This window comes from Sphingobium psychrophilum, from assembly GCF_012927105.1.
GTDB lineage: Bacteria > Pseudomonadota > Alphaproteobacteria > Sphingomonadales > Sphingomonadaceae > Sphingobium > Sphingobium psychrophilum.
The window spans coordinates 1-22,248 of record NZ_JABBFV010000014.1 but is presented as its reverse complement, the minus strand read 5'-3'; the positions used below and the strand labels follow the sequence as shown (position 1 = coordinate 22,248).

The 22,248-nt window shown below is 66.1% G+C and carries 23 protein-coding genes; 15 read left to right on the top strand and 8 right to left on the bottom strand.

The features are described from left to right. Position 1: 1 nt before the first annotated feature. Complete coding sequence (gene coxB, locus HHL08_RS17170; protein WP_169574292.1) at positions 2-1,009, bottom strand: cytochrome c oxidase subunit II; 1,008 nt, start codon at positions 1,007-1,009, stop codon at positions 2-4. A gap of 285 nt (positions 1,010-1,294) precedes the next feature. Between coxB and pyrE the strand changes: the two genes are divergently transcribed. The 6 genes from pyrE (at position 1,295) to HHL08_RS17140 (ending at position 5,592) form a co-directional block, all read left to right on the top strand. Next, a complete protein-coding gene (gene pyrE / locus HHL08_RS17165; protein WP_169574291.1) occupies positions 1,295-1,876 on the top strand; it encodes an orotate phosphoribosyltransferase in 582 nt (193 codons plus the stop codon). Positions 1,877-1,881: 5 nt separating this feature from the next. Further along, positions 1,882-2,610: a pyridoxine 5'-phosphate synthase gene (locus tag HHL08_RS17160; RefSeq protein ID WP_169574290.1), complete on the top strand. Its 729-nt coding sequence runs from the start codon at positions 1,882-1,884 to the stop codon at positions 2,608-2,610. Between the two features lie 142 nt (positions 2,611-2,752). Then, positions 2,753-3,154 carry a holo-ACP synthase gene (acpS, locus tag HHL08_RS17155; RefSeq protein WP_169574289.1) on the top strand — a complete coding sequence of 134 codons (402 nt, stop codon included), beginning with the start codon at positions 2,753-2,755 and terminating at the stop codon, positions 3,152-3,154. Between the two features lie 41 nt (positions 3,155-3,195). Then, the gene (lepB, locus tag HHL08_RS17150) at positions 3,196-4,077 is read left to right on the top strand and encodes a signal peptidase I (protein WP_408021788.1); all 882 of its coding nucleotides are present in this window, start codon (positions 3,196-3,198) and stop codon (positions 4,075-4,077) included. A 19-nt stretch (positions 4,078-4,096) separates the two neighbouring features. Continuing rightward, entirely contained in the window at positions 4,097-5,182 is a 1,086-nt protein-coding gene (locus tag HHL08_RS17145; protein WP_169574287.1) for an AI-2E family transporter, read from the top strand. A 74-nt stretch (positions 5,183-5,256) separates the two neighbouring features. Next, positions 5,257-5,592, top strand: coding sequence for a hypothetical protein (locus tag HHL08_RS17140; protein WP_169574286.1), 336 nt, complete (start codon positions 5,257-5,259; stop codon positions 5,590-5,592). A gap of 35 nt (positions 5,593-5,627) precedes the next feature. On the opposite strand, the gene smc is transcribed toward HHL08_RS17140, so the two are convergent. From smc to HHL08_RS17120, 4 genes are all read right to left on the bottom strand, one after another. Continuing rightward, a complete protein-coding gene (gene smc, locus HHL08_RS17135) occupies positions 5,628-9,071 on the bottom strand; it encodes a chromosome segregation protein SMC (protein WP_169574285.1) in 3,444 nt (1,147 codons plus the stop codon). Between the two features lie 68 nt (positions 9,072-9,139). Next, positions 9,140-9,871, bottom strand: coding sequence for a DsbA family protein (locus tag HHL08_RS17130; protein ID WP_169574284.1), 732 nt, complete (start codon positions 9,869-9,871; stop codon positions 9,140-9,142). Between the two features lie 45 nt (positions 9,872-9,916). Further along, complete coding sequence (locus HHL08_RS17125) at positions 9,917-10,588, bottom strand: thioredoxin domain-containing protein (protein ID WP_169574283.1); 672 nt, start codon at positions 10,586-10,588, stop codon at positions 9,917-9,919. A 79-nt stretch (positions 10,589-10,667) separates the two neighbouring features. After that, positions 10,668-11,210, bottom strand: a complete 543-nt coding sequence (locus HHL08_RS17120) for a DUF721 domain-containing protein (RefSeq protein WP_169574282.1) — start codon at positions 11,208-11,210, stop codon at positions 10,668-10,670. Positions 11,211-11,236: 26 nt separating this feature from the next. Between HHL08_RS17120 and HHL08_RS17115 the strand changes: the two genes are divergently transcribed. The 4 genes from HHL08_RS17115 to HHL08_RS17100 are packed head-to-tail and all read left to right on the top strand — an operon-like array spanning position 11,237 to position 15,390. Next, positions 11,237-12,304 (top strand): A/G-specific adenine glycosylase, encoded by a 1,068-nt coding sequence (locus HHL08_RS17115; protein ID WP_169574281.1) that lies wholly within the window; start codon positions 11,237-11,239, stop codon positions 12,302-12,304. Next, complete coding sequence (gene nudC, locus HHL08_RS17110; protein ID WP_169574280.1) at positions 12,291-13,208, top strand: NAD(+) diphosphatase; 918 nt, start codon at positions 12,291-12,293, stop codon at positions 13,206-13,208. The genes HHL08_RS17115 and nudC overlap by 14 nt, the downstream gene beginning before the upstream one ends. Positions 13,209-13,253: 45 nt before the next feature. Further along, entirely contained in the window at positions 13,254-14,600 is a 1,347-nt protein-coding gene (locus HHL08_RS17105) for a TldD/PmbA family protein (protein WP_169574279.1), read from the top strand. Beyond that, the gene (locus HHL08_RS17100) at positions 14,587-15,390 is read left to right on the top strand and encodes an inositol monophosphatase family protein (RefSeq protein ID WP_169574278.1); all 804 of its coding nucleotides are present in this window, start codon (positions 14,587-14,589) and stop codon (positions 15,388-15,390) included. The genes HHL08_RS17105 and HHL08_RS17100 overlap by 14 nt, the downstream gene beginning before the upstream one ends. A gap of 295 nt (positions 15,391-15,685) precedes the next feature. Here HHL08_RS17100 and HHL08_RS17095 read toward each other — a convergent pair whose 3' ends face one another. Beyond that, entirely contained in the window at positions 15,686-16,165 is a 480-nt protein-coding gene (locus HHL08_RS17095; protein ID WP_169574277.1) for a MarR family winged helix-turn-helix transcriptional regulator, read from the bottom strand. Then, positions 16,162-16,587, bottom strand: coding sequence for an organic hydroperoxide resistance protein (locus HHL08_RS17090; RefSeq protein ID WP_169574276.1), 426 nt, complete (start codon positions 16,585-16,587; stop codon positions 16,162-16,164). Before HHL08_RS17090 ends, HHL08_RS17095 begins: the two co-directional genes overlap by 4 nt. 341 nt (positions 16,588-16,928) lie before the next feature. Between HHL08_RS17090 and HHL08_RS17085 the strand changes: the two genes are divergently transcribed. The 5 genes from HHL08_RS17085 to HHL08_RS25670 are packed head-to-tail and all read left to right on the top strand — an operon-like array spanning position 16,929 to position 21,669. Beyond that, the gene (locus HHL08_RS17085) at positions 16,929-17,483 is read left to right on the top strand and encodes a TetR/AcrR family transcriptional regulator (RefSeq protein WP_169574275.1); all 555 of its coding nucleotides are present in this window, start codon (positions 16,929-16,931) and stop codon (positions 17,481-17,483) included. After that, a complete protein-coding gene (locus tag HHL08_RS17080; RefSeq protein WP_206377941.1) occupies positions 17,462-19,147 on the top strand; it encodes an MFS transporter in 1,686 nt (561 codons plus the stop codon). The genes HHL08_RS17085 and HHL08_RS17080 overlap by 22 nt, the downstream gene beginning before the upstream one ends. 10 nt (positions 19,148-19,157) lie before the next feature. After that, positions 19,158-20,342 (top strand): HlyD family secretion protein, encoded by a 1,185-nt coding sequence (locus HHL08_RS17075; RefSeq protein ID WP_169574274.1) that lies wholly within the window; start codon positions 19,158-19,160, stop codon positions 20,340-20,342. Then, positions 20,339-21,373 carry an efflux transporter outer membrane subunit gene (locus HHL08_RS17070; RefSeq protein WP_235955103.1) on the top strand — a complete coding sequence of 345 codons (1,035 nt, stop codon included), beginning with the start codon at positions 20,339-20,341 and terminating at the stop codon, positions 21,371-21,373. Before HHL08_RS17075 ends, HHL08_RS17070 begins: the two co-directional genes overlap by 4 nt. Then, positions 21,322-21,669 carry a TolC family protein gene (locus tag HHL08_RS25670; protein ID WP_328804676.1) on the top strand — a complete coding sequence of 116 codons (348 nt, stop codon included), beginning with the start codon at positions 21,322-21,324 and terminating at the stop codon, positions 21,667-21,669. Before HHL08_RS17070 ends, HHL08_RS25670 begins: the two co-directional genes overlap by 52 nt. A 44-nt stretch (positions 21,670-21,713) precedes the next feature. Here the strand turns inward: HHL08_RS25670 and HHL08_RS17065 are convergent. Then, positions 21,714-22,248 (bottom strand): transposase (locus tag HHL08_RS17065; protein WP_206377940.1); only part of this gene is annotated, 535 nt, incomplete at its 5' end.

Below are 22,248 nucleotides of genomic sequence, written 5' to 3'. Positions count from 1 at the left end.
ATCAAAGCTTTTCGGCGGGAGCGGCGGCAGGAGCCGCTGCTTGCGCGGTGGCGGCGGCAGCGCCCGCAGGCTTGCCTCCCTGCGAGAGCACCCACTGGTCGAACTGGGCGGGCGGCAGCGCTTCGATCGCGATCGGCATGAAGCCGTGGCGCGCGCCGCACAGTTCCGAACATTGACCGTAATAGACGCCCGGCTTCTCGATGGTGAAGCTCTTTTCATTCAGGCGGCCCGGAACGGCGTCCATCTTCACCCAGAGCGAAGGCACGGCGAAGGAATGGATCACGTCGGCGCCGGTGATGATCAGCTTGATCGGGCGGCCGGCGGGCAGGACCAGACGATTGTCGGGCGCGAGCAGATAGGGCTCGCCATTGGCCTTCGCCTTGTCTTCCGGCAGCATGTTGGAGACAAATTCGGCGATGCCGTTGTCGGGATATTCATAGCCCCAATACCATTGATAGCCGGTCACCTTGACGACGACGGCATCCTTGGGCGCGGGCTTATACTGGTCGGCGAGCAGGCCGATGGAAGGCACCGCGACGACCAGCAGGATCACGACCGGCAGCACGGTCCAGATCACTTCGATCATCGTGTTATGCGCGGTCTTCGACGGGATCGGGTTGGCGCTGCGGCGGAATTTCCACATCGCATAGAGCATCAGGATCAGGACGAAGATGGAGATCGCGAAGATCAGCGGGATCAGCATCACGTCGTGCAGCCAGCGCGCGGTGTGGCCGGTCGAGGTGAACTGTTCCTGCAGGGTATATTCACCCGGCTTGGGCATGCCGATGCCCTCGGTCGGCTTCATCCGCGGCGGCGCAGCCACCGTGGCGGCGGGCGCAGCTTCAGTGGCCGGCGCAGCAGCGTTGGCCGATTCGGCCGGCGCGGCGGCATTGTCCGCAGCCGGTGCGGCAGCGACGGCATTGTCCTGCGCCAGCGCATGTCCGTTCAGCCCAAGCGCTGGCGCAAAGGCCAACAACCCGGCGAGAACGAGCGATTTCACCTTTTTCATAGCGTCTTCTTACCCCGTAACCCCTTGGCGCCGCTGCAACGAAGACGCGCGTCAAGCGCATGATCCTCGTCCGGTCGGTTCTGCCGCGGCTTATAGGCATGGTTTCCCCGTGCCTCAAGCACGCAGGAGCAGATTTTCTTCGCTGTTGCAACGCTCCCCTTGGCCGCCTATTTCGCTGGTCGGCGCACAGGGGCGCAATCATGGCGCGCCACAGGGGCGTCGTGCTGACGGATTGGCGGGCCGCGCGCACAGGCGCGGGACCGCCCGACATGGGTATATGACGGCATGACAGATGAGGAAGTATTGGGGGAATTCCGGGCGGCGGGGGCGCTGCTCGAAGGACATTTCATCCTGTCGTCGGGGCGCCGGAGCGCCAACTACCTGCAATGCGCGCGCGTGTTGATGAACGCCGAACGGGCTGGCAAGCTGGCCCGCGCCACCGTGCAGAAATTACCGCGCGAAGTGCGACAGGAGATTGATCTGGTCGTGTCGCCAGCGATGGGCGGGTTGATCATCGGCCATGAAGTCGGCCGTGCGCTGGACAAGGATGCGGTATTTCTGGAGCGGCCCGAGGGCGTGTTCGAGCTGCGCCGCGGCTTTGCGATCACGCCGGGGCAGAAAGTGCTGATGGTCGAGGACGTCGTCACCACCGGCCTGTCGTCGCGCCAGGCGATCGCCGCGGTGGAGGCGGAAGGCGGCATCGTCGTCGCCGAAGTCGCGCTGGTCGACCGGTCGGCCGGCGAAGTGGACCTGGGCGTCCCCTTCTACCCGCTCGTCTCCATCAATTTCCCGGTCTATGATGAAGATGCGGTGCCGCCCGAACTGGCGGCGATCCCCGCGATCAAGCCCGGCAGCCGGAAGCTATAAGCCTTATGACCACGCCCCTGCGCCTTGGCGTCAATATCGACCATGTGGCGACCATCCGCAACGCGCGGGGGGGCGAGCATCCCGATCCGGTCAAGGCCGCGCTGCTGGCGGTGAAGGCCGGGGCCGACGGCATCACCGCCCATCTGCGGGAAGACAGGCGGCATATTCGCGACGCGGATGTCGCCACGCTGATGGCGGCGCTGACCGTGCCGCTCAACCTGGAGATGGCGGCCACGCAGGAGATGTTGGACATCGCCCTGCGCTACAAGCCGCACGCCGCCTGCATCGTGCCGGAAAAGCGCGAGGAGCGCACGACCGAGGGCGGGCTGGACGCCGCGGGGCAGTTTGACGTGCTGAAACCCGTCGTCGCGGCGCTGGCCGATGCGGGGATTCGCGTCAGCCTGTTCATCGAGGCGGACGCGCTTCAAATCGACGCGGCGATCCGGCTAGGCGCGCCGGTGGTGGAATTGCATACCGGTGCCTATGCCCATTTGACCGGCGAAGCGCGCGCGGCCGAATTGCGCAAAATCACCGACGCGGCGGCGCTGGCGGCCAAGAACGGCATCGAACCCCATGCCGGGCATGGCCTGACCTTCGACAATGTCGCCCCGATCGCCGCCATCCCGCAGGTCGCCGAGCTTAATATCGGCCATTTCCTGATCGGCGAGGCAATCTTCGGCGGGCTGGAAGGCAGCATCCGGGAAATGCGACGGCAGATGGATTTGGCGCGGTGATTCCTCCCCGGCACGGGGAGGGGCACCCGCCGCAGGCTGGTGGAGGGGGCGTGCCGCCTGCCACTCCCTGTCGGGTTCTGCCGCCTGCCCCCTCCACCACCAGCTTCGCTGGCGGTCCCCCTCCCCGTACCGGGGAGGATATATGATCATCGGCCTCGGCTCCGACCTCTGCAATATCGAGCGTATCCAAAACTCGCTCGACCGCTTCGGCCAGCGCTTCGAACGCCGCGTGTTCACCGATGTCGAGCAGGCCAAGGGCAACCGCCGCCCCTTCACCAAGGCCGGAACCCTCGCCAAGCGCTTCGCCGCCAAGGAGGCCTTTTCCAAGGCGGTCGGCACGGGGTTCAAGGCCGGCGTGTTCATGAAGGATATCGGCGTGGTCAACGCCCCGTCCGGCGCGCCGACGCTCAAGCTGACCGGCGGCGCGCTCGCGCGGCTGGAATCGATCGTGCCGGCCGGGCATAAGGCGGCTATTCATTTGACACTCACCGACGATCATCCATGGGCGCAGGCCTTCGTCATCATCGAAGCCCTGCCCCTGTGAGCGACAATGTGAGCAACACTCCCCCTAGCGAAAGCCCGCCCGTGACGGTCATCGACCTGCCCGAAGACACTATCGCCGACATGCAGCCGGAGAGTGACGCGCAGCGATCCCCGGTCAACTGGTGGCAGGAACTCAAAAGCATCGTCCTGCTGATCCTGGCGGTGCTGGCCTTCCACAGCTTCGTCGCCAAGCCCTTCTACATCCCCAGCGAATCGATGATGCCGGTGCTGCTGACCGGCGACCGGCTGGTGGTGAGCAAATTTCCCTATGGCTGGTCCTATGTCTCGCCCAGCTTCCACCCCCTGCCCTTCCTGAAGGGCAGGGTGCTGGGCCGCCTGCCCGACCGCGGCGACATCGTCATCGTGTCGCCGCAAAACCGGCGCGAGGATTATATCAAGCGGGTGATCGGCCTGCCCGGCGACATCATAGAGGTGCGCGGCGGCCAGGTGATACTGAACGGCGTGGCGGTGAAGCAGAAGATGCTGAAACCCCTGCGCCTGCTGGTGGACGGCAACGCCCCCTGCCCGCCGCTGCAATTCCCCGGTGCGCTGGTGACGGGCAAGGACGGACGAGATTATTGCGAACTGCCGGTGCGGCAGGAAATCCTGCCCAATGGCAAGACCTACATCACGATCGACATGGGGCCGAGTGCGCTCGACTGGTATGGGCCGGTGCGGGTGCCCGCCGACCATGTCTTCCTGATGGGCGACAATCGCGACAACAGCGCCGACAGCCGCGCGCCATTGGAGGAAAACGGCCTAGGCGGGCCGGTGCCTTGGGAAGCGATCGGCGGCCGGGCGGAGTTCATCACCTTCAGCCTGGACGGCGATGCGACCTGGAATCCGCTCAGCTGGGTCCATGCGTTGCGCAGCGGCCGGGCCGGGAACAGCCTGCGCCCACAAAGCGTTGCACCCCCGAAATAACTGAAAGGGGCATTGGGTTTTGAGCGACACGCAGGCATTTCATGTCGAAGAACCCGGTCCCAGCGAAGTCCGCAGCCCGCTCGTCCAGCAGGAACTGAAGCGCGCAGGCGTCTGGTTCGCGCTCGCCATAGCGGTGGCGCTGGTCGTGTTGCTGGCGCAGCCGCTGATGCTGGTCATGGGCGCGCTGGTGCTGGCGACGATGATGGACGGCGGCACCCGCCTGCTGGGCCGCATCCTGCCGATATCGCGCGGCTGGCGGCTGACGATCGTGCTGCTGGGCGCGGTCGCGTTCATGGCCTATACCTTCTACCTGACCGGATCGAGCCTGGCGGCGCAGGCGCAGGCGATGCGCACCATCGTCGAGGCGCAGGTGATGCGGATCGGCGGCTGGATGCAGCAACTGGGCATCAGCGCGACGCCATCCGACCTAAAAGGCCTGGCGGGCCAGGCGATGAGTTCGATGGGCCGGGTGACCGCCGCGGTCGGCACCGCGGTAGGCGCGATCACCAGCGGCGTCATGATGCTGGTGCTGGCGATCTTCATCGCGGTCGAACCCAAATTATATGAGCGCGGCGTCGCCTGGATGCTGCCGATCGAAAAGCGCGCCCATTTCTATCGCGTCGCCGACAAGATGGGCTGGACGCTGCGCCGGTTGATGTTCGGGCGGCTGATCGGCATGGCGGTGGAGGGTGTGGGCACATGGCTGCTGCTATGGGCCGGCGGCGTGCCGATGGCGGGGCTGCTCGGCATATTGACCGGCCTGTTCGCCTTCCTGCCCAATATCGGGTCGATCATATCGGGCGTGCTCATCATCCTGGTCGGCTTTTCGGGCGGGACCGATACCGGCCTCTATGCCTTTGGCGTCTATATGGTGGTGCAGATCATCGACGGTTACCTGATCGTGCCGATGGTGGCGAAGCGCGCCACCGACCTGGCCCCGGCGCTGGTGCTGGCGGCGCAGATATTGTTCGGCGCGCTGTTCGGCATCATGGGGCTGTTCCTGGCCGATCCGATCGTGGCAATGATCAAAGTCTATCTGGAGGAACGGTCCAAGGCGATGAAGGCGCAGAATCCAGCGCTGGTCGTACCGACGCCTGCGGCCTGAGGACGCAGGGAACGGGATGGCCTGTTTCGCGGTTGGGATTATGATAGGCTCATAAAATTAGAGAGGATGCCATCATGACCGTTCCGTTGGACAAACAGAAGAAGCTGCATTTCGACCTGAGCAATGTCGGCCTGCGCGCTCATGCGACCGCGGCGGGGCTGCTGCAACTGTGCCAGGAATTGCGCCGCGCCGGGGTGCTGGACGAACCCGCGATCGAACGGATCAAGGACGCGATCGCGTGCGACATCGAAGTATCGGCATCCCGATCGGTCGCCACGGCCGCCTATCGCCGCGACATCAAGGCGCGACTCGACAAGCTGTTCGCCGGGGAAGAGAAGGTCGGCAGCGCCGATGTGCTCGCCTTTGGTATCATGCCTGACGACGATACGGTCTGTCAGGGCCACGCCTGATCCGTGCGAATATGGGGCCGCAGTAATCGGCCCTTTTATTCCGCCGCCAGCAGCGCTTCGGCGCTTTGCAGGTTGACCGACACCAGCCGACTGACGCCGCGTTCGACCATGGTGACGCCGAACAGGCGGTGCATCCGCGCCATGCTGACGGCATTGTGCGTGACGATCAGATAGCGGGTGTTGGTCTGCGCCACCATCGCGTCGAGCAGGTCGCAGAATCGTTCGACGTTGGCGTCGTCCAGCGGCGCATCGACTTCGTCCAGCACGCAAATCGGCGCGGGGTTGGTCAGGAACAGGCCGAAGATCAGCGCCACGGCGGTCAGCGCCTGTTCCCCGCCGGACAACAGGGTCAGCGCCGCCAGCTTCTTGCCCGGCGGCTGGGCCATGATCTCCAGCCCGGCCTCCAGCGGATCGTCGCTGTCGATCAGTTCCAGATGCGCCTGGCCGCCGTTGAAGAGGGTGGTGAATAGGCGACGGAAATGGCCGTCCACCGCTTCGAACGCGGCGAGCAGGCGCTGCCGCCCCTCGCGGTTCAGACTGCCGATCGAACCGCGCAGGCGATGGATCGCCTGGGTCAGTTCCTCGCTTTCGGCGCGGCTCTTCGCCTGGGCAGCCTCCATCTCCTCCAGTTCTTGGCGCGCGACCAGATTGACCGGGCCGATCCGTTCGCGTTCGGCGTGGAAACGGTCATGATCGGCCAATTCGGTCTGGGCCAGTCGCACGTCGGCGCTGGCGAAACCCAGTTTTTCGGGCAACACCGGCGGCGGACATTCGAACCGCTCGCCTGACAGGCGGTTGGTTTCGACCCGCCTTTCGTCGGCCGCTTCGGCGCGGGCGACCGCGGTGGCGCGGGCTTCGCGGGCGGCGGCGAGCGCTTCCCCCGCCTGGGCGGCGCGGCCTTCGGCGGTGCGCAGCGCGGCTTCCGCCGCCACTTCGGCGCGACGGGCCTGGTCGGCGGCGTCGGTCAACGCCGATCCCCGATCGCTGAGCGCGGCGATCGCGTCGGCCAGTAATTCGGGCCGCGTTTCGATCGCGCCACGCTCCGCCCCAATCTCTTCGGCGCGGGCGACCATGGCGGCGATGCGCTTGGCTGCTTCGCCGGCGCGGGCGCGCCAGCCCTTGATCTCCGCATCAGCCGCCGCCTGCCGCTCGCGATCGCTGGACAGAGCGCGGTCGCCGAGCGCCTGATCGGCGTGCAACTGGCTGACGGCAGCGCGGGCCTTGTCGCTGGCCTGCGACAGCGCGGCGACCAGCGCGCGCGTCTCTGCGCCGTCGGGCACGGCGGCGCGGGCGGCCTGCGCTTTCTCATGCTCGCCCTGCGCGGCGGCGCGGTCGCGCTGCGCCTCACCCAGTCGTTCCTCTATCCCTTCGCGCCGCCCGGCGAGCCGTTCGAGCGCAGTCGTCGCCTCGTCTGCGGCGCGGAGCGCGGCGCGCAGGCGTTGGTCGGCTTGGGACAGGGCGGTGCGGCCCTGGGCCAGCGCCTGGGCGGCGGCCTGTTCGCCCGCCTTGGCCGCATCCTGCGCGGCGGCGGCGTTGTCGACATCGGTCTGGAGCGCGGGGCGGACCGCGGCGATCGCGTCCAGCCGGTTGAGGCGGATCAGCCGTTCGGCCGCCGCCGCGCCGCCTTCCAGCGCGATATAGCCGTCCCAGCGGCGCAACTGGCCGTCACGGGTGACGAGACGCTGGCCGACGGCGAGGGGCTGACCCGCATCCTGGTCCGTCACCGCGATCTGCGCCAGACGGCGCGCCAGTTCGGCGGGTGCGGTGACATGGGCGGACAAGGGCGTGGCCCCGGCGGGCAGCGCGGGATCGCCCGGCAGCGCATCGGCCCCGGCCCAACGGCGTTTGCCGTCCGCGCCGACGGGTGCCTCCAGATCGTCGCCCAGCGCGGCGGCGAGCGCGCGTTCATAGCCGGGCGCGGCCTTCAACTGGTCGAGCGCGCGGGATCGGTTGCCTGCGCCGCTATCGACCGCGCGTTTGAGCGCCGAAGCCTCGCTGTCGAGCGCGGCCAAAGCAGCGCGCGCGGAGGACAGGGCGGCCTCCGCGGTGGCGCGCGCCTCGGCTGCGGATTGGCGATCGGCGTCGGCGGTCTGGATCGTCGCTTCGGCGGCGTCGCGATCGGCCTTCGCCCGGTCCTGATCGGCCAGTGCCGCCGTGCGTTGCGCCTCCAGCGGGGTGGCGTCCGGCAAAGCAGCGGCTTCGGCTGCGAGCCGCGCCACCTCCCGCTCCGCCCGGTCGAGGCGGGTGCGCGCGGCGGCCAGTGCCGCTTCGGCGACGCGCAATTCGGCCTGTTCGGCCGCCTGGGTCGCCATCGCCCGCGCCAGATCCAGTTCGGCGTCGCGCGCGGCGGCCTCTGCGGCGGCAATGCGGGCGGCGAAGGCCGGGCGCAGCTTGTCCGTCTCGGCGATGCGCGCCTTCAGCGTTGCCATCTCGGCCGTCAGCCGGGCGATCGCATCGGCGGCGTCGTTGGCGAGCGTGCCTTCGCGCGCGCGATCTTCCTCCAGCCGGGACGCCTGCTGGGCCAGGTCGGCGAGGCGGCGAACCACCGCCTCGCGCTCGGTGCGCAGCGCAGCGAGGCGATGGCCCGCCTCATTGGCGTCGTCGCGCGCGCTCTGGGCGGCGGCGCGGCGATCGGCCAGAGCAGCTATGGCGGCCTGGGCATAAGCGGCGGCGGCCAACTGCCCCTCCTGCGCGGCGGACACGGCGGCGTCCGCCTGCTTCGCTTCGGCGCGAGCGGCCTCTGCGCTGGCGTTCGCTTCGCGCCAGCGAGCGAAGAGGGTGCGGCCTTCGGCGACGCGGATCTGGTCGGACAGGCGGATATAGCGTTCGGCAGCGCGGGCCTGCCGCCGCAGCGCATTGGCGCGCGCATCCATGTCGAGCAGGATTTCGTCGAGCCGGGCGAGATTGGCCTCCGCAGCGCGCAATTTCTGTTCGGCATCCTTGCGCCGGACATGGAGGCCGGCGATGCCCGCCGCTTCCTCCAGCATGGCGCGCCGTTCCTGCGGGCGGGCGGCGATGACGGCGGCGATGCGGCCCTGGCTGACCAGCGCGGGGCTGTGCGGCCCCGTCGCGGCGTCGGCGAAAACCAGCGACACATCCTTGGCGCGCACGTCGCGGCCATTGGCGCGATAGGCGCTGCCCGCGCCCCGCTCGATCCGGCGGGTAACCTCCAGTTCGCCGTCCGCGCCGACTTCGACGGCGTTGAAGAGTTCGCCCTGTTCCTGAATGGTCAGGAGCGAGACTTCGGCAAAGTCGCGCTGCGGGCGGGTGGCGGTGCCGGCGAAGATCACATCTTCCATTCCGCCGCCGCGCATGGATTTGGCGCTCGATTCGCCCATGACCCAGCGAATCGCTTCGAGCAGGTTGGACTTGCCGCAGCCATTGGGGCCGACGATGCCGGTCAGGCCCGGTTCGATCCGCAGTTCCGTCGCGTCGACGAAGCTTTTGAAGCCGGAGAGTTTGAGGCGCTTTATCTGCATGGCGTCATGCCGGAGCAGCGCGCCGCCCCGGCTGTCCTAAGCGTCGATGTCAGCCCCCGCTGGTCCAATCAGAGGCCCGCTTCCTTGAGCTTGGGCTGGAGCGAAGCCCAGTTGGCGACATTGTCGACCAGCACGCCGTTGATCAGGAAGCTGGGCGTGCCCTGGATCTGATATTGGCTGTTGGCCGCCTCCACGCCCTTGGCCAGCCGTTCGGCCGCGCCCGTGTCGGCCAGGCATTGCTTGGCCTGATCGGCGGCAATGCCGCGCTGCTGGGCATATTCGACCAGGCCGGCAATCTGCGCGATCGCGCCGGGGCGCTGCGCCGGGGGCAGCTTTTCGACGCCCTGGAAGGCGGTTTCGTTACCCTGCACCTTTTCGAACATCGCCGCCTGGTTGGCGAAGAACTGCTCCGAAAGTGGATAATAAATGTCCTTGCCGCCACATTGCGCCAGCAGCGCGGTGGTGAGGTCGATCGGATCGCGGACATAGGTGCGGAATTCGAAGCTCATCTTGCCGGTATCGACGATCTTCTTGATCTCCTCCGACGCTTCGGCGGTGAAATCCTTGCAATGGCTACAGGTGTAGGAGCCATATTCGACCAGTTTGATCTTGGCCGACGGATTGCCCATCAGATAATAGCCTTCGGGCGTCTGGGCGACGGTTTGCGACCAGCTGGTCCCGGCCGGGGCGGCGACGGCGGCGACGGGATCGCCGCTGGGCTTGGCGCCTTCCTCGCTTTTGCCGCAGGCGGCGAGGGTCAGGCTGAGCGCGATGAGGGCAAGAGCGGAAACGGCTTTCACGACGGGCAAGGCTCCGATGACTGGCGGTATGAAGGGGGTTTTAGATCAGCGCGCGGCGGGGGGCAATGCGGCCTGGAGAATGGACCAGGTCGATCCCTTGACCAACGTGCCGTTGACGATAAAGCCGGGCGTGCCGCCGATCTTCACCTTGTTCCAGGCGTCGTCGGTCATGGCCAGGATCTGTTTCATCGCCGCGGGGTTGGCGACGCAGGCGTCGAGTTGGGCATCAGTGAAGCCGCGCTTGGTCATGAGCGTGTAAAGGCCGGTCTTCCGCCCGATGTCGCGCATTGCCGCCGTCTGGTCCGCGGGCTTTTGCGTCGTCGCCGCGTCATAGGCCTCGATCTGCGGCATCCAGGCGGTCTGGTTTGCGAACAATGCCTCATGATTGCCCATGAAGCGGGCCGGGCCGCCGCAGCGGGCGAGCAGGGCGGCGGTCAGGTCATATCGGTCGCGCACGGCGTTGCGGACTTCGACGCTGACCTTGCCGCCCTTCACATAGTCGCTTTTGAGCGGAGCGCTCGCCGCGCTCACGAAATCAGCGCAATGCGAACAGGTGTAGCTGACATATTCGACCAGCTTGGTCGGCGCGTTGGGATTGCCCATCGCATGACCACCGATCGGTGAGAGCACGACCCGGTTCACCCAGTTGGCGGCAGGCGCGGCGACCAGCGCGGCGGGAACGGCAAGCAAGGCAAGCGGCAGGAGCAGTTTCTTCATCGGGGGCGTCCGTAATATGGCTTGGCTGAACCGGGGCGGAATGGCGTCGTTTCCTTGGCGCGATTTCCAAGTCAATCGCTCAGTTGATCTTCGGCAATCCGCTGCTGTTGGCAAGCCCCTGCGCCAGCGATTCGAGCACGGCGCGCAGTTCGGGATCGCCAATGTCGCGCAGCGAATCGCCCAGCTCGACCGGAATGGGCTTTAGGTTGCGCGGCGGCGGGCGGCGTTCGGCCGCGACCGGCCTGATGTCGCCCTGCCGGATCGCGACCTTTGTCACGGCGGCATAGCCGAAGAAGCGGTTCACCCGTTCGACGATATCGGGCAGCATATGCTGCACCATCGGGCCATGGCCGCTCATGACCGTCAACTGGAGCGTACCGCCGGCCTTTTGCCCCACCGGGAAGCGGATCGATTCGGGCGCAGAAATGCCCGCATAATGGGCGCCGACAATCTCCGCCCAGCGGGTGACGATGCTGGACTGGACGAAGCCGAACTTGCGGAAAGCGGCGCGGCCGATGTCGGGCATCAGGTCCGCGATGGCGCGCGGCGCGCCCACACGCGGCCTTTCTTCGGCTGGCAATTTGCGACTCTTATATTTCGGGGGGGCCGGGCGTTCCGTCATGGCCCGCTTAATGGCATAGGGTCGCCATGCGCGTCGAGGGTAGAGCCACAAAAATCGCAAGCGACCTGCTTGCCCATTATGACGTCCATGCCCGGCGACTGCCGTGGCGCGCGCCGCCGGGCAGCAATGCCGCCGATCCATACCGGGTGTGGCTGTCCGAAGTGATGCTGCAACAGACCACGGTCGCGGCGGTCGGCCCCTATTATGCCAAATTCCTGGCGCGCTGGCCCACGGTTGCGGATCTGGCCGCGAGCGCAGACGCGGACCTGATGGCCGCCTGGGCGGGCCTTGGCTATTATGCCCGCGCCCGTAACCTGCTGGCCTGCGCGCGGGCGGTGGCGCAAGATCATGGCGGCGTGTTTCCCGATACGGAGGACGGGCTGCGCGCATTGCCAGGCGTCGGCGCCTATACCGCCGCGGCGGTCGCGGCGATCGCCTTTGGACAGCGCGCGGTGGTGGTGGACGCCAATGTCGAACGGGTGGTGGCGCGGCTGTTTGCGATAGCGACGCCCCTGCCCGCCGCCCGACCAGTCATCCGCGCCGCCGCCGACAGCATCACGCCGGACGCGCGCGCCGGGGATTTCGCGCAGGCGATGATGGACTTAGGCGCGACCATCTGCACGTCGCGCAATCCCGCCTGCGGCATTTGTCCGCTGCGGCAGGATTGCGCCGCCGTCCTGACCGCCGATCCCGCCGCTTACCCGGTCAAGGCGGCCAAGAAGGCGCGACCGCATCGCACCGGCCATGGCTGGTGGATCGAGCGCGACGGCCATGTCTGGCTGGTGCGCCGCCCGGACAAGGGATTGCTGGGCGGGATGCGGGCGCTGCCCAGTTCCGACTGGGGCGATGCGCCCGACCCAACGCCGCCGGTAGCCGCCCGCTGGACGACGATCGAGACAGATGTGGCGCATGTCTTCACCCATTTCTCTCTGGCGCTGCGCGTCCACCATGCCCATGTGGGACCGGATGTAACGCCGGAGGACGAAGGCGAATGGTGGCCGATCGACCGGATCGGCGAGGCGGGGTTGCCGACATTGTTCGCGCGGGCGGCGGACGCGGTGAGGAAAGAAAGGCAGGCAGATGCACGGAACTGATCCAGCGAAGAAACCGGTGCCGGGTTTCGTCGGGAGCAATCTCGACCGGGTAGACCATATCCGCACCAACCCTGCCTTGCTGGCCGAGACGTTTGCCGATCCGGCCGCGCGCCTGCTCGTGCTGGACGGGCTGGAGCCGGTGGAGGTGGACGGCCATCTGCTGCTGGAGCCGCTGGAGCCACATGCGCGGGTCGAGGATCATCTGCTGCTGGGCATCGATCCGGACAAGCGGCCGATCTTCGCCCGATTGGTCGCGGACCTTGGCCCCAATCTGGTCCCCACGCCGCGCAGCCGGGCGATCGCCGGGCTGGTCCCGACCGAAGAGGTCGCCCTCTACGGCACGGCGCGCAGCCTGGTCCACTGGCATGCGCGCCATCGCCATTGTTCGGTCTGCGGCGGGACGACTCAGCCTGCCAAGGCGGGCTGGTCGCGCAAGTGCGACGCCTGCGCCGCCGAGCATTTCCCGCGCACCGACCCGGTCGTCATCATGCTGGCCGAACATCGTGGGCGCATCCTGCTGGGTCGCCAACATGCCTGGCCGCAGGGGCGTTATTCCGCGCTGGCGGGTTTCGTCGAACCGGGCGAGACGATCGAGGAAGCGGTGGCCCGCGAATTGTTCGAGGAAGCGGGCGTGCGAGTGCATAAGGTCCGCTATGTGATGAGCCAGCCCTGGCCCTTCCCCTCCTCGCTGATGATCGCCTGTGTCGGCGAGGCGCTGGACGACGCTCTGACGCTCGATCCGAACGAGATAGAGGACGCCTTCTGGTGCGATGCGGATCAGGTCCGCGCGGCCATGGCGGGCGATCCCGATGCCCCCTTCCTGGCCCCGCCGACGATGGCGGTCGCCTGGCACCTGCTCGACCATTGGCTGGCGGGCGTTGCCCCATCAGGCGCAAGCGCGTAAGGCCGATGCCCTTCCCTTCTTGAATTTCAGGACCATTTTCCCTCCATGCTCAGCCTAGAAGAAGCCCAGTCGCGCGCGCAGGATCTGGTCAGCGCCGCGCGCAAGGCCGGCGCGGACGCCGCCGACGCCATCTATGCCTGTAATGCATCGACCAACGTGTCCGTGCGCCTCGGCGCGCTGGAAGATGTCGAGCGGTCCGAGGGCGAGGAAATCGGCCTGCGCGTCTTCATCGGCCAGCGGTCCGCCAGCATTTCCGCGTCGGACATGAACCCTGTGACGCTCTCCACGCTGGTCGATCGCGCTATCGCCATGGCGCGCGAAGCGCCCGAAGACCCCTATGCCGGGCTGGCGCCGGAGGATCGGCTGCTCAAGAAGCGCCCACCCGCGCTCGACCTGACCGATGAGGAGGAGCCGGAACCCGCGGCATTGCGCGAACGCGCGCTGATGGCGGAGGAAGCGGCGCGCAGCGTGCCAGGCATCACCAACAGCGAAGGCGGCGGCGCGGCGAACGGCCGCAGCCAGGTCGCGCTGGCGACCAGCCATGGCTTTGCCGGCGCCTATGCCGGGACCAGCCATTCGACCTGGGCCAGCGTGCTGGCGGGGACAGGCGCGGACATGCAGCGCGACCATGCCAGCCATAGCGTGCGCCATCTGGAGGATCTGGACGATGCCGAAGCGGTCGGCACCCGCGCGGGCCAGCGGGCGGTGGCGCGGCTCAATCCGGTCAAGGTCGAAAGTGGCGTGATGCCGGTGATCTTCGATCCCCGGATCGGCTCCAGCCTGCTCGGCCATCTGATCGGCGGCATGGTGGGACCGGCGATCGCGCGCCGGTCGAGCTTCCTGCTGGACTCGCTGGGCGAGGCCTTGTTCGAGGCGGGCGTCAATATCATCGACGATCCGTTGCTGCCGCGCGGGATGCGATCGCGCCCGTTCGACGGCGAAGGCCTGCCGGTGGCGCGCCGGGCGCTGATCGACAAGGGCGTGCTGACCGGATGGCTGATGGACAGTGCGTCGGCGCGGCAACTGGGGCTGGAACCGACCGGCCATGCCAGCCGCGGCGGCAGCGGCGCGCCGGGCGCGAGCATCACCAATGTCCATATGGAGGCCGGCACGATATCGCCCGGCGACCTGATGGCGGATGTGAAGCGCGGCCTGTACGTCACCGAACTGATCGGCATGGGCGTCAATGGCGTCACCGGCGACTATAGCCGGGGCGCGGCGGGCTTCCTGATCGAAAATGGGGCTGTGGCCCATGCCGTGTCGGAAATCACCATCGCCAGCAATTTGAAGGCCATGTTCCGGGCGCTGACGCCCGCAAGCGACCTGCACTTCCGCTACGCCATGAACGTGCCGACCATCCGCATCGACGGGATGACCGTTGCCGGGGGCTGAGGCCCATCTGCGCGCGGTCATATCCGCCGTGGCGGATGCGGCCGACCATGCGCTGACACTGTGGGCGGGCGGGGAAACCCGCGTGCGCCAGTGGGAAAAGGTGCCGGGCCATCCGGTGTGCGAAGCCGACCTGGCGGTCGACGCGATGCTGCGCGCGCGGCTGGCGGCGATCGACCCGGACGCGGGCTGGCTGTCGGAGGAGACGGCCGATACCGTGCATCGGCTGGGCGTGCCGCGGGTATGGGTGGTCGATCCGATCGACGGCACACGCGACTATCTGCGCGGGCGGCCGGGATGGTCGGTATCGGTCGCACTGGTCGAGGATGGCGCGGTCAAGATCGGCATATTGGCGGCGCCCGCGCGCAATGAAACATGGGTGGCCCGGCTGGGCCAGGGCGCGACCCGCAATGGCCAGACCCTGCGTGCAGGAAGCCGGACCCTGCTGCCGGGCGCGCGGGTGCCCGCCGATCAATTGCCGCGCATGGATCGTGATCTGGTGACGGTGGACAAGCCCAACAGCATCGCGCTGCGCATGGCGATGGTCGCCGCCGACGAAGCCGATCTGGTTGCCACCGTGCGATGGGGCAATGAATGGGACGTCGCCGCCGCCGCATTGATCGTGCAGGAGGCGGGCGGCGCGGTCACCGACGCGCTGGGCGATCCGCTGCGCTTCAACCGGCCGCAGCCCACCGCCTTCGGCCTGCTCTGCGCCGCGCCCGGCATCCATGCCGCCGCGGTCGAACGGCTGGCGCCCCGCGCGCGGGAGATATTGGGCCAGCCGCGGGGCTGAAGCAGCGCGCGCTAGGCCGTGTGGACGAATTTGACTAGCGGCGAAGCCGACGATTGACCTGCATTTTTCGGCTGTTTTCTCGCATCTGAGGCCGACGCGCTTGAAGCGTTCGAGGCAGCCGAAGCCCTGCTCGATACGCCCGCGCGCCTTGTAGAGGGTCTTGGCCACGCTCCCCGCCTACGATCGCCAGATTATGTTTTTCTTCCGTCAACACACCTCAATAGCGTGATCGGTCAGGATCGTTCCGCAGGCTGCCTGATCCAAAAAGCCTTCGGCGGCGAGAGACACCCGTTCACTATTCGGTCGCAGGGGGACGGGTCTTGTGCTGTGCAAGGGTAGACACCAGTTGGCGCACGCTCTCGCGCAAGCTGTCGACGTCGTCGGGTCGGTAGCCATTGGCCATGGTCTCGGGCACATGAAGCGCCCGTTCCCGCAGCACCTTTCCCTCGGCCGTCAATGTCACCAACACACGGCGCTCGTCGGCGGGATCGCGCGCGCGCGTCACGAACCCCGCCGCTTCCATGCGCTTGAGCAAAGGGGTCAGCGTACCGCTGTCCAGATACAGGCGCGCGCCAAGTTCCCCCACCGACTGCACCTGATGTTCCCACAGCACCAGCATTACCAGATATTGTGGATAGGTCAGGCCGAGCTTGGCCAGGACCGGCCCATAAAGCCGGTTGAGCAGGTTCGTGGCGGCGTAGAGCGGGAAACACACCTGCCGGTCGAGCAACAGCGGATCGTCTTCGCCTGCCTGCGTCGCCACGACCTTGCTCATCGGGTCGTGACGGTCAGCGCAACGTCAACATTGCCGCGGACCGCGTTGGAGTAGGGGCAAACCGCGTGCGCGGCCTTGACGATCTCTTCCGCCTTCGCTTGGTCGAGCCCGGTGATCGCGACGTCAAGCTTCACCGCCAGCTTGAAGCCGCCGTCGCCGTTGGGCAGCATGCTGACTTCTCCGATCACTTCGATATCCTCGTCACGCACCTTGTCGGCCTGGCCACGGGTGACATGGATCACCGCGTTCTCGAAACAGGCCGCATATCCGGCCGCGAACAGCTGCTCTGGATTTGTCGCACCCCCTTTGCCGCCCAGCTCCTTGGGCAGCGCGAGGGATAGATCGAGGATGCCGTCCTCGCTCCGGACGGTGCCGCTGCGGCCGCCGACGGCGGTTACCCTAGTGGTATAAAGATGGCTCATGGTCATGCTCCTCAAATGCAAAAACACACATATGCTCTTAGCAATTAAATTGCAAGCAATCTAATTGCTAAGAGCGCTTACCAATCATGCCTATCGAAGGCTATGCATTCGCATCCAGGCCAAAGGCGGATCATGTCTCCGATCGAACGCCTCCCTTCGCGCCGAGGCGCGCGCTCCGGATTCCCGTCGGCAGCACAAGGCTGACAGAAGCATGCGAAAGCGCGCAATGGGAGGTGGTGCCGCGTGATTTTGTCAGGCCTCCTGCGCGTTTTGATAGCGCGGTTGGCCTTTTACGGGAGAGAGTATTTGACAATCGGACGATTTTGTCCGCTTAAGAGCCGGTGAATATCCGGATAGATGCACAGCGCCACCGTCAGGCTCTCTTGAAAGCTGCGCGGGAGGTCTTTCTTTTGCATGGCATCACCGCGCCTCTGGAACTCGTGATCGCGCGGTCAGGTCTTGGCCGCGCCACGTTGTACAGACATTTCCCGGACCGCGCTTCGCTCGCTCTGGCAATGGGATCGCAGAGCCTCGATGGCCTCGCCCTGTTGGCGGAAACCGAGAATGGTAGCGCCTCCCTGCAAGACCTGTTCGAGCATCTGGTCCGGTCCCATACCGCCAACCCATTTTTGGCTGACGTATGGCGGGTCGCTTCGTCACGGGCGGACGAGGCCCGCCGACTCATCGATCGGTTTTGCGCGCTATTTGAAGCACCGATCAGCCAGGCGATCGCGGATGGGACATGCCGGCCTGATCTCAAGTCGTCGGATATGTTCCTGGTCGTGGCCATGCTGGGCACCTCCATCAGGGAGCCGGACAGCGAAGCGCGGCAGCGGATGGTTGAACGGATGAGGGAACTGATTGGGGAGGGTCTATGGCCGCGCCCGCTGTCGTGAACGCGCCGTTGGAGCCCATTCCCAACTGGACCGACGACGAAAAGCCGTCGATGCCAGGATCGCCTTCGACGCCAAAGCATAGTAGCCCGATCCGTGCGGCTTATATCGCGATCGCGTTCCTGCTGGGGATAACCGGTGGTCTGGGCAACGCCCTCGTCAGCGCCAATCTGCAGAACATACAAGGCTCTCTCGGGCTGACACCGGTAGAGGCCGCCTGGCTTCCGGCCGCCTATTTGATGGTCAACATCTCGACCAGCTTGATCCTGTTCAAGTTCCGCCAGCAATTCGGCCTGCGCCTGTTCGCCGAGATCGGCTTGCCACTGTACGTGGCCGCAACCATCCTGCACCTGTTCGCAGATAGCTATGCGACAGCGTTGTTGGCTCGCGCAGTAAGCGGCTTTGCGGGTGCGACAATCAGTACGCTCGCGATATTCTACACGTTGCAGGCGTTTCCCAAAGCCAGGCTCGGTCAGGGGCTGGTGGTTGGGTTGGGCATTTCACAATTGGCGACACCTTTAGCCTGGCTCCTCTCGCCCGCGTTGCTTGATCTGGGCGAATGGCGGACCCTGTACATGTTCGAGTCGGGGCTGGCACTTTGCTGTCTGGCCGCGGTGGTTTCGCTCAAGCTGCCGCCCGGTATCCGCATCAAGGTATTCGAAGGACGCGACTTCCTGACCTTTGTCCTGCTTGCGCCTGCTCTTGCATTGATCGTCGCGGTGCTGGCGCAGGGCCGGACGCAATGGTGGACGGCGCAGCCCTGGATGGCCGGTGCCCTGATCGCCGCCGTCGTGCTGCTGGTCGCCGCGGTCCTCGTAGAGCATCACCGCGCCAGTCCGTTGATCCAGACGCGCTGGCTGGGGACGGCGTCCACGATCCGCTTTGCGATCGGTGCGATGGGAATCCGCTTCCTCCTTTCTGAGCAGACCTATGGCGCAACAGGCCTGTTGCGGACGCTCGGAATGGGTCCTGATCAGCTACAGCCGCTGTATGCCGTCATGTTGCTCGGGTTGGTGGTCGGGATCGGCACCAGCGCTCTGACCTTCAACCAAAAGGCGGTGATCCCGCAAATCCTGTCATCCGTGGCGCTGATCGCGATCGGCAGCTTCGTCGACTGGAATGCCACCAGCCTTACCCGCCCGCACGACATGTTCCTCAGCCAGTTCCTGATATCCACTGCCGCCGGGCTTTTCATGGGGCCGCTTCTGCTCGTCGGCGTCATGAGTGCGCTCAAGAACGGACCGAACTATATCGTGAGCTTCGCCGTGCTGTTCGGCGTGAGCCAGTCCATCGGCGGCCTGGCCGGCCCCGCGATCTTCGGCACCTTCCAGCAATTTCGCGAGCATGAATATTCGGTCACGATCAACGCCGGTGTCGATCCCACCAACCCGATCGTAGCGCAACGTCTCCAGATCCAGGGCCAGGTCTATGGCAGGGTCATGTCGGACCCAGTGCTGCGCCAGGCTCAGGGCACTGCCCTGCTCGCACAGACATCGACACGCGAGGCGAATGTCCGGGCTTTCAACGACGTGTTCCTTCTGAATGGTATTCTGGCCCTGCTCCTGTTGAGTTGGTCCCTGTTCCACGTCCTTCGTATCGCCATTCAGGCGAAGGCCAATCCCCCCGCCTCCGCCGGTCCATCGACCGGTGCGGCGGCCCCGATCTGAAAGAACCCTGATGGCAGACACGCCGATCATCCGTCCAGAGAAAGACGAGCCCCAAGAACAGGCTTCCACATTGGTGGATGCGAGCGGCCAACCGTTGAATGCGGACGCGGCAACCGCAGGAACTGAGCCGCCCAAGACCATCAAGCCACGACGCTTTACCGTCCTCATCATGGCCGGCGTCGCGCTGATCGGGGTGCTCCTGATCCTCGCGGCATGGCGGATATGGCCGTTCACGAGCACCGTCGTTGTCACCGAGAACAGCTATGTCCGCGGTCAGATCACGGTCATGGCACCGCAAGTGAACGGCTATGTCGCAGAGGTGCTGGTGCGCGACTTTCAGCATGTGAAGGAAGGCCAGCCGCTGCTGCGGATCGATGACCGCATCTATCGCCAACAACTCGAACAGGCAGAGGGCCAGCTCGATGCGGCCGAGGCCAACCTCGCCAATGCCGTGCAGACGGTCGCGCAGAACCTGGCCGACATCGAAGCCCGTCGCGCGGACCTCTATGCCGCCGAGGCCGAACGCGATCGGGCCCGATCCGACGAGGAGCGCGTCAACGATCTGGCCATGCGCGGATCGGTATCGCTGCGCGAGCGCGACCAGATCCGCGCGACCGCGCGATCGGGCGCCGCCAACGTCCTGAAGGCGCGTGCCGCCATTCGCATTGCCGAGGAGACGGTGAAAGCAACGCGCGTGTCGCGGCTCGGCCTCGAAGCACAGGTAAAAACCGCCAAGGCGCAGCGCGACCTCGCCCGGATCAACCTGGCCAACACGGTCATTTATGCTCCCAAGGCCGGGCAACTGAGCGAGGCAAGCGTGCGCCAGGGCCAGTATGTCTCGGCAGGATCGCAGCTACTGTTCCTGGTCCCCGAAAGCCTCTGGGTCGTCGCCAACTACAAGGAGACGCAGACCCGTGCGATCCGACCCGGTCAGATCGCCACTTTCAGGGTGGACGCACTGGGCGACGAGCGGCTTACTGGCCATGTCGAGGGTTTTGCGCCCGCGACGGGATCGGAGTTCAGCGTGCTCAGACCCGATAATGCCAGCGGCAATTTCACCAAGGTCGTGCAGCGTATCCCGCTGCGGATCACGATCGATCCCGGCCAGCCGCTCGCGAAGCGGTTGCGTCCCGGCATGTCCGTCGTCACTCGGGTCGAAACGGCGGGTGCTTCCGGCGTAGGCAGTGCCCGATGAGCGGTGCGCGTCAGACCGCCGCAGCGCTGGTCGTCCTCACGCTCGCAGGTTGCATGCCTGCCGATGTGCCTCCGCCCGCTTCGGCCGCGATCACCGCGCCAGTTGCATGGCGCGACGGCGCGACGGGGAGTGCCACCATCGATCCGCACTGGTGGGATGCGTTCAATGATCCCAAGCTGACAGGGTTGATCGAACGCGCGCTCGCCCGCAATACCGACGTGTTATCGGCAGCCGCACGGGTGCAGGAGGCGCAGGCGACAATCCGGCTCGCCCGCTCGGCGGCGCTGCCCACGCTCGATGCCGTCGGTGGCGGGCAGCGTCAGCGCACACTCGGCGGGACGGGGGCGGCCGCGGCGAGCACTGCCTTGCAACCCGAGGTTCAGCTCAATTGGCAGGTCGATCTCTTCGGCCGCCTCTCACGGCTCACGGACGCCGCGCGGCTTCGCTACGTCGCAAGCCAGGCGGATCGCGACGCGGCTGCCCTCGCCGTTTCCGCCGAGGTAGCACAGGCCTATATCGGCCTGCTCGCGCTCGATGCCCAACTGCTCGTATCGGAGCAGACTGTCACGTCGCGCGCCGAAGCTCTGAGGCTTGCCGCCGATCAGGCGCGGGTCGGCTACACCTCGCAATTCGAACTCACTCAGGCCGAGTCCGAATATGAGGCAGTCCAGCAGTCCATCCCGCAACTCCGGTTTGCGATCCAGGCCCAGGAAAATGCGTTGAGCCGGCTGACGGGGGATCTGCCGGGCGCCATAGTCCGGGGACGGAACCTTCGTGATTTCTCGTTGCCGGCAGTGCCGGTCACGCTGCCTTCGGATCTGCTGCGTCGTCGGCCCGACATCGCCAGTGCGGAACTCGCCGTCGCAGCCGGCGATGCGACACTGGCATCGGACCGCGCCGCCTTCCTGCCACAGGTCGCCATCTCGGCCGCTCTCGGGCAACTCTTCGTCAACGCACTCGATTATGATCCGGTCACGGTCTGGAGCCTTGGCGGCAGCGTGCTCGCACCGATATTCGCGGCGGCCGGCTGACTGCCCAGGTCGATGCGACCGCCGCGCAGCGCGACCAGGCCGCGTTCGCCTATCGCGGCACTGTGCTTGCCGCTTTCGCCGAGGTCGAGACCGCGATGACCGGGATCACGCGCTATGCCGAGCAGATCGAGCGGCTTCACAATCGACTGACCATTCTGCAACATTCGGTGGCACTAGCTACCGATCGATATCAGGGCGGCTACGCCTCATATCTCGAGCAACTCGACGCTCAACGCAACCTCTACGCAACCGAACTCGACGCCATCTCTGTGATCGTGTCCCACAGCGTGGTGTAGGTTCGCTGGGATAGCCACAGCGACTTCCGGCTAAGCCGGATTGATCATGCTGCCATGGCAGGCAACGTGATGATGGGATTATCGCTTAAACCTGAGACGCTCTCAAGTGTCATGTAACGGCAGCGTTGGACGGCCCATTCGTCGTTCTGTTCCAGAAGGATAGCGCCGACGAGACGGGTAATCGCCTCTTCGTTGGGGAAGATGCCGACGACATCAGTACGCCGTTTGATCTCGCCATTGAGGCGCTCGATTGGATTGTTGCTATGCAGCTTGGTACGGTGCTGGGCGGGGAACGTCATATAGGCCAGCACATCTTCCTCGGCATTGTCCATGAGAGCAGCCAGCTTGGGTACGGTGGAACGTAGTTGATCGGCGACACTGCGCCACTGGGCCTTTGCGGCTTCGGGCGTTTCCTGTGCGAAGGCGGTGGCGATGAATGCTGATACGACCCGGCGACCGCTCTTGCCGGCATGGGCCAGCGCATTGCGCATAAAATGAACCCGGCATCGCTGCCAGGTGGCGCTGAACACTTTGGCGACGGAAGCTTTTATGCCTTCGTGGGAATCGGAGATCACCAGC

Bases quoted from the DNA above. Each gene is read 5' to 3' on its own strand.
- coxB (WP_169574292.1), bottom strand. From the start codon at position 1,009: ATGAAAAAGGTGAAATCGCTCGTTCTCGCCGGGTTGTTGGCCTTTGCG.
- pyrE (WP_169574291.1), top strand. From the start codon at position 1,295: ATGACAGATGAGGAAGTATTGGGGGAATTCCGGGCGGCGGGGGCGCTG.
- HHL08_RS17160 (WP_169574290.1), top strand. From the start codon at position 1,882: ATGACCACGCCCCTGCGCCTTGGCGTCAATATCGACCATGTGGCGACC.
- acpS (WP_169574289.1), top strand. From the start codon at position 2,753: ATGATCATCGGCCTCGGCTCCGACCTCTGCAATATCGAGCGTATCCAA.
- HHL08_RS17140 (WP_169574286.1), top strand. From the start codon at position 5,257: ATGACCGTTCCGTTGGACAAACAGAAGAAGCTGCATTTCGACCTGAGC.
- smc (WP_169574285.1), bottom strand. From the start codon at position 9,071: ATGCAGATAAAGCGCCTCAAACTCTCCGGCTTCAAAAGCTTCGTCGAC.
- HHL08_RS17125 (WP_169574283.1), bottom strand. From the start codon at position 10,588: ATGAAGAAACTGCTCCTGCCGCTTGCCTTGCTTGCCGTTCCCGCCGCG.
- HHL08_RS17120 (WP_169574282.1), bottom strand. From the start codon at position 11,210: ATGACGGAACGCCCGGCCCCCCCGAAATATAAGAGTCGCAAATTGCCA.
- HHL08_RS17115 (WP_169574281.1), top strand. From the start codon at position 11,237: ATGCGCGTCGAGGGTAGAGCCACAAAAATCGCAAGCGACCTGCTTGCC.
- nudC (WP_169574280.1), top strand. From the start codon at position 12,291: ATGCACGGAACTGATCCAGCGAAGAAACCGGTGCCGGGTTTCGTCGGG.
- HHL08_RS17105 (WP_169574279.1), top strand. From the start codon at position 13,254: ATGCTCAGCCTAGAAGAAGCCCAGTCGCGCGCGCAGGATCTGGTCAGC.
- HHL08_RS17095 (WP_169574277.1), bottom strand. From the start codon at position 16,165: ATGAGCAAGGTCGTGGCGACGCAGGCAGGCGAAGACGATCCGCTGTTG.
- HHL08_RS17090 (WP_169574276.1), bottom strand. From the start codon at position 16,587: ATGAGCCATCTTTATACCACTAGGGTAACCGCCGTCGGCGGCCGCAGC.
- HHL08_RS17080 (WP_206377941.1), top strand. From the start codon at position 17,462: ATGGCCGCGCCCGCTGTCGTGAACGCGCCGTTGGAGCCCATTCCCAAC.
- HHL08_RS17075 (WP_169574274.1), top strand. From the start codon at position 19,158: ATGGCAGACACGCCGATCATCCGTCCAGAGAAAGACGAGCCCCAAGAA.
- HHL08_RS17070 (WP_235955103.1), top strand. From the start codon at position 20,339: ATGAGCGGTGCGCGTCAGACCGCCGCAGCGCTGGTCGTCCTCACGCTC.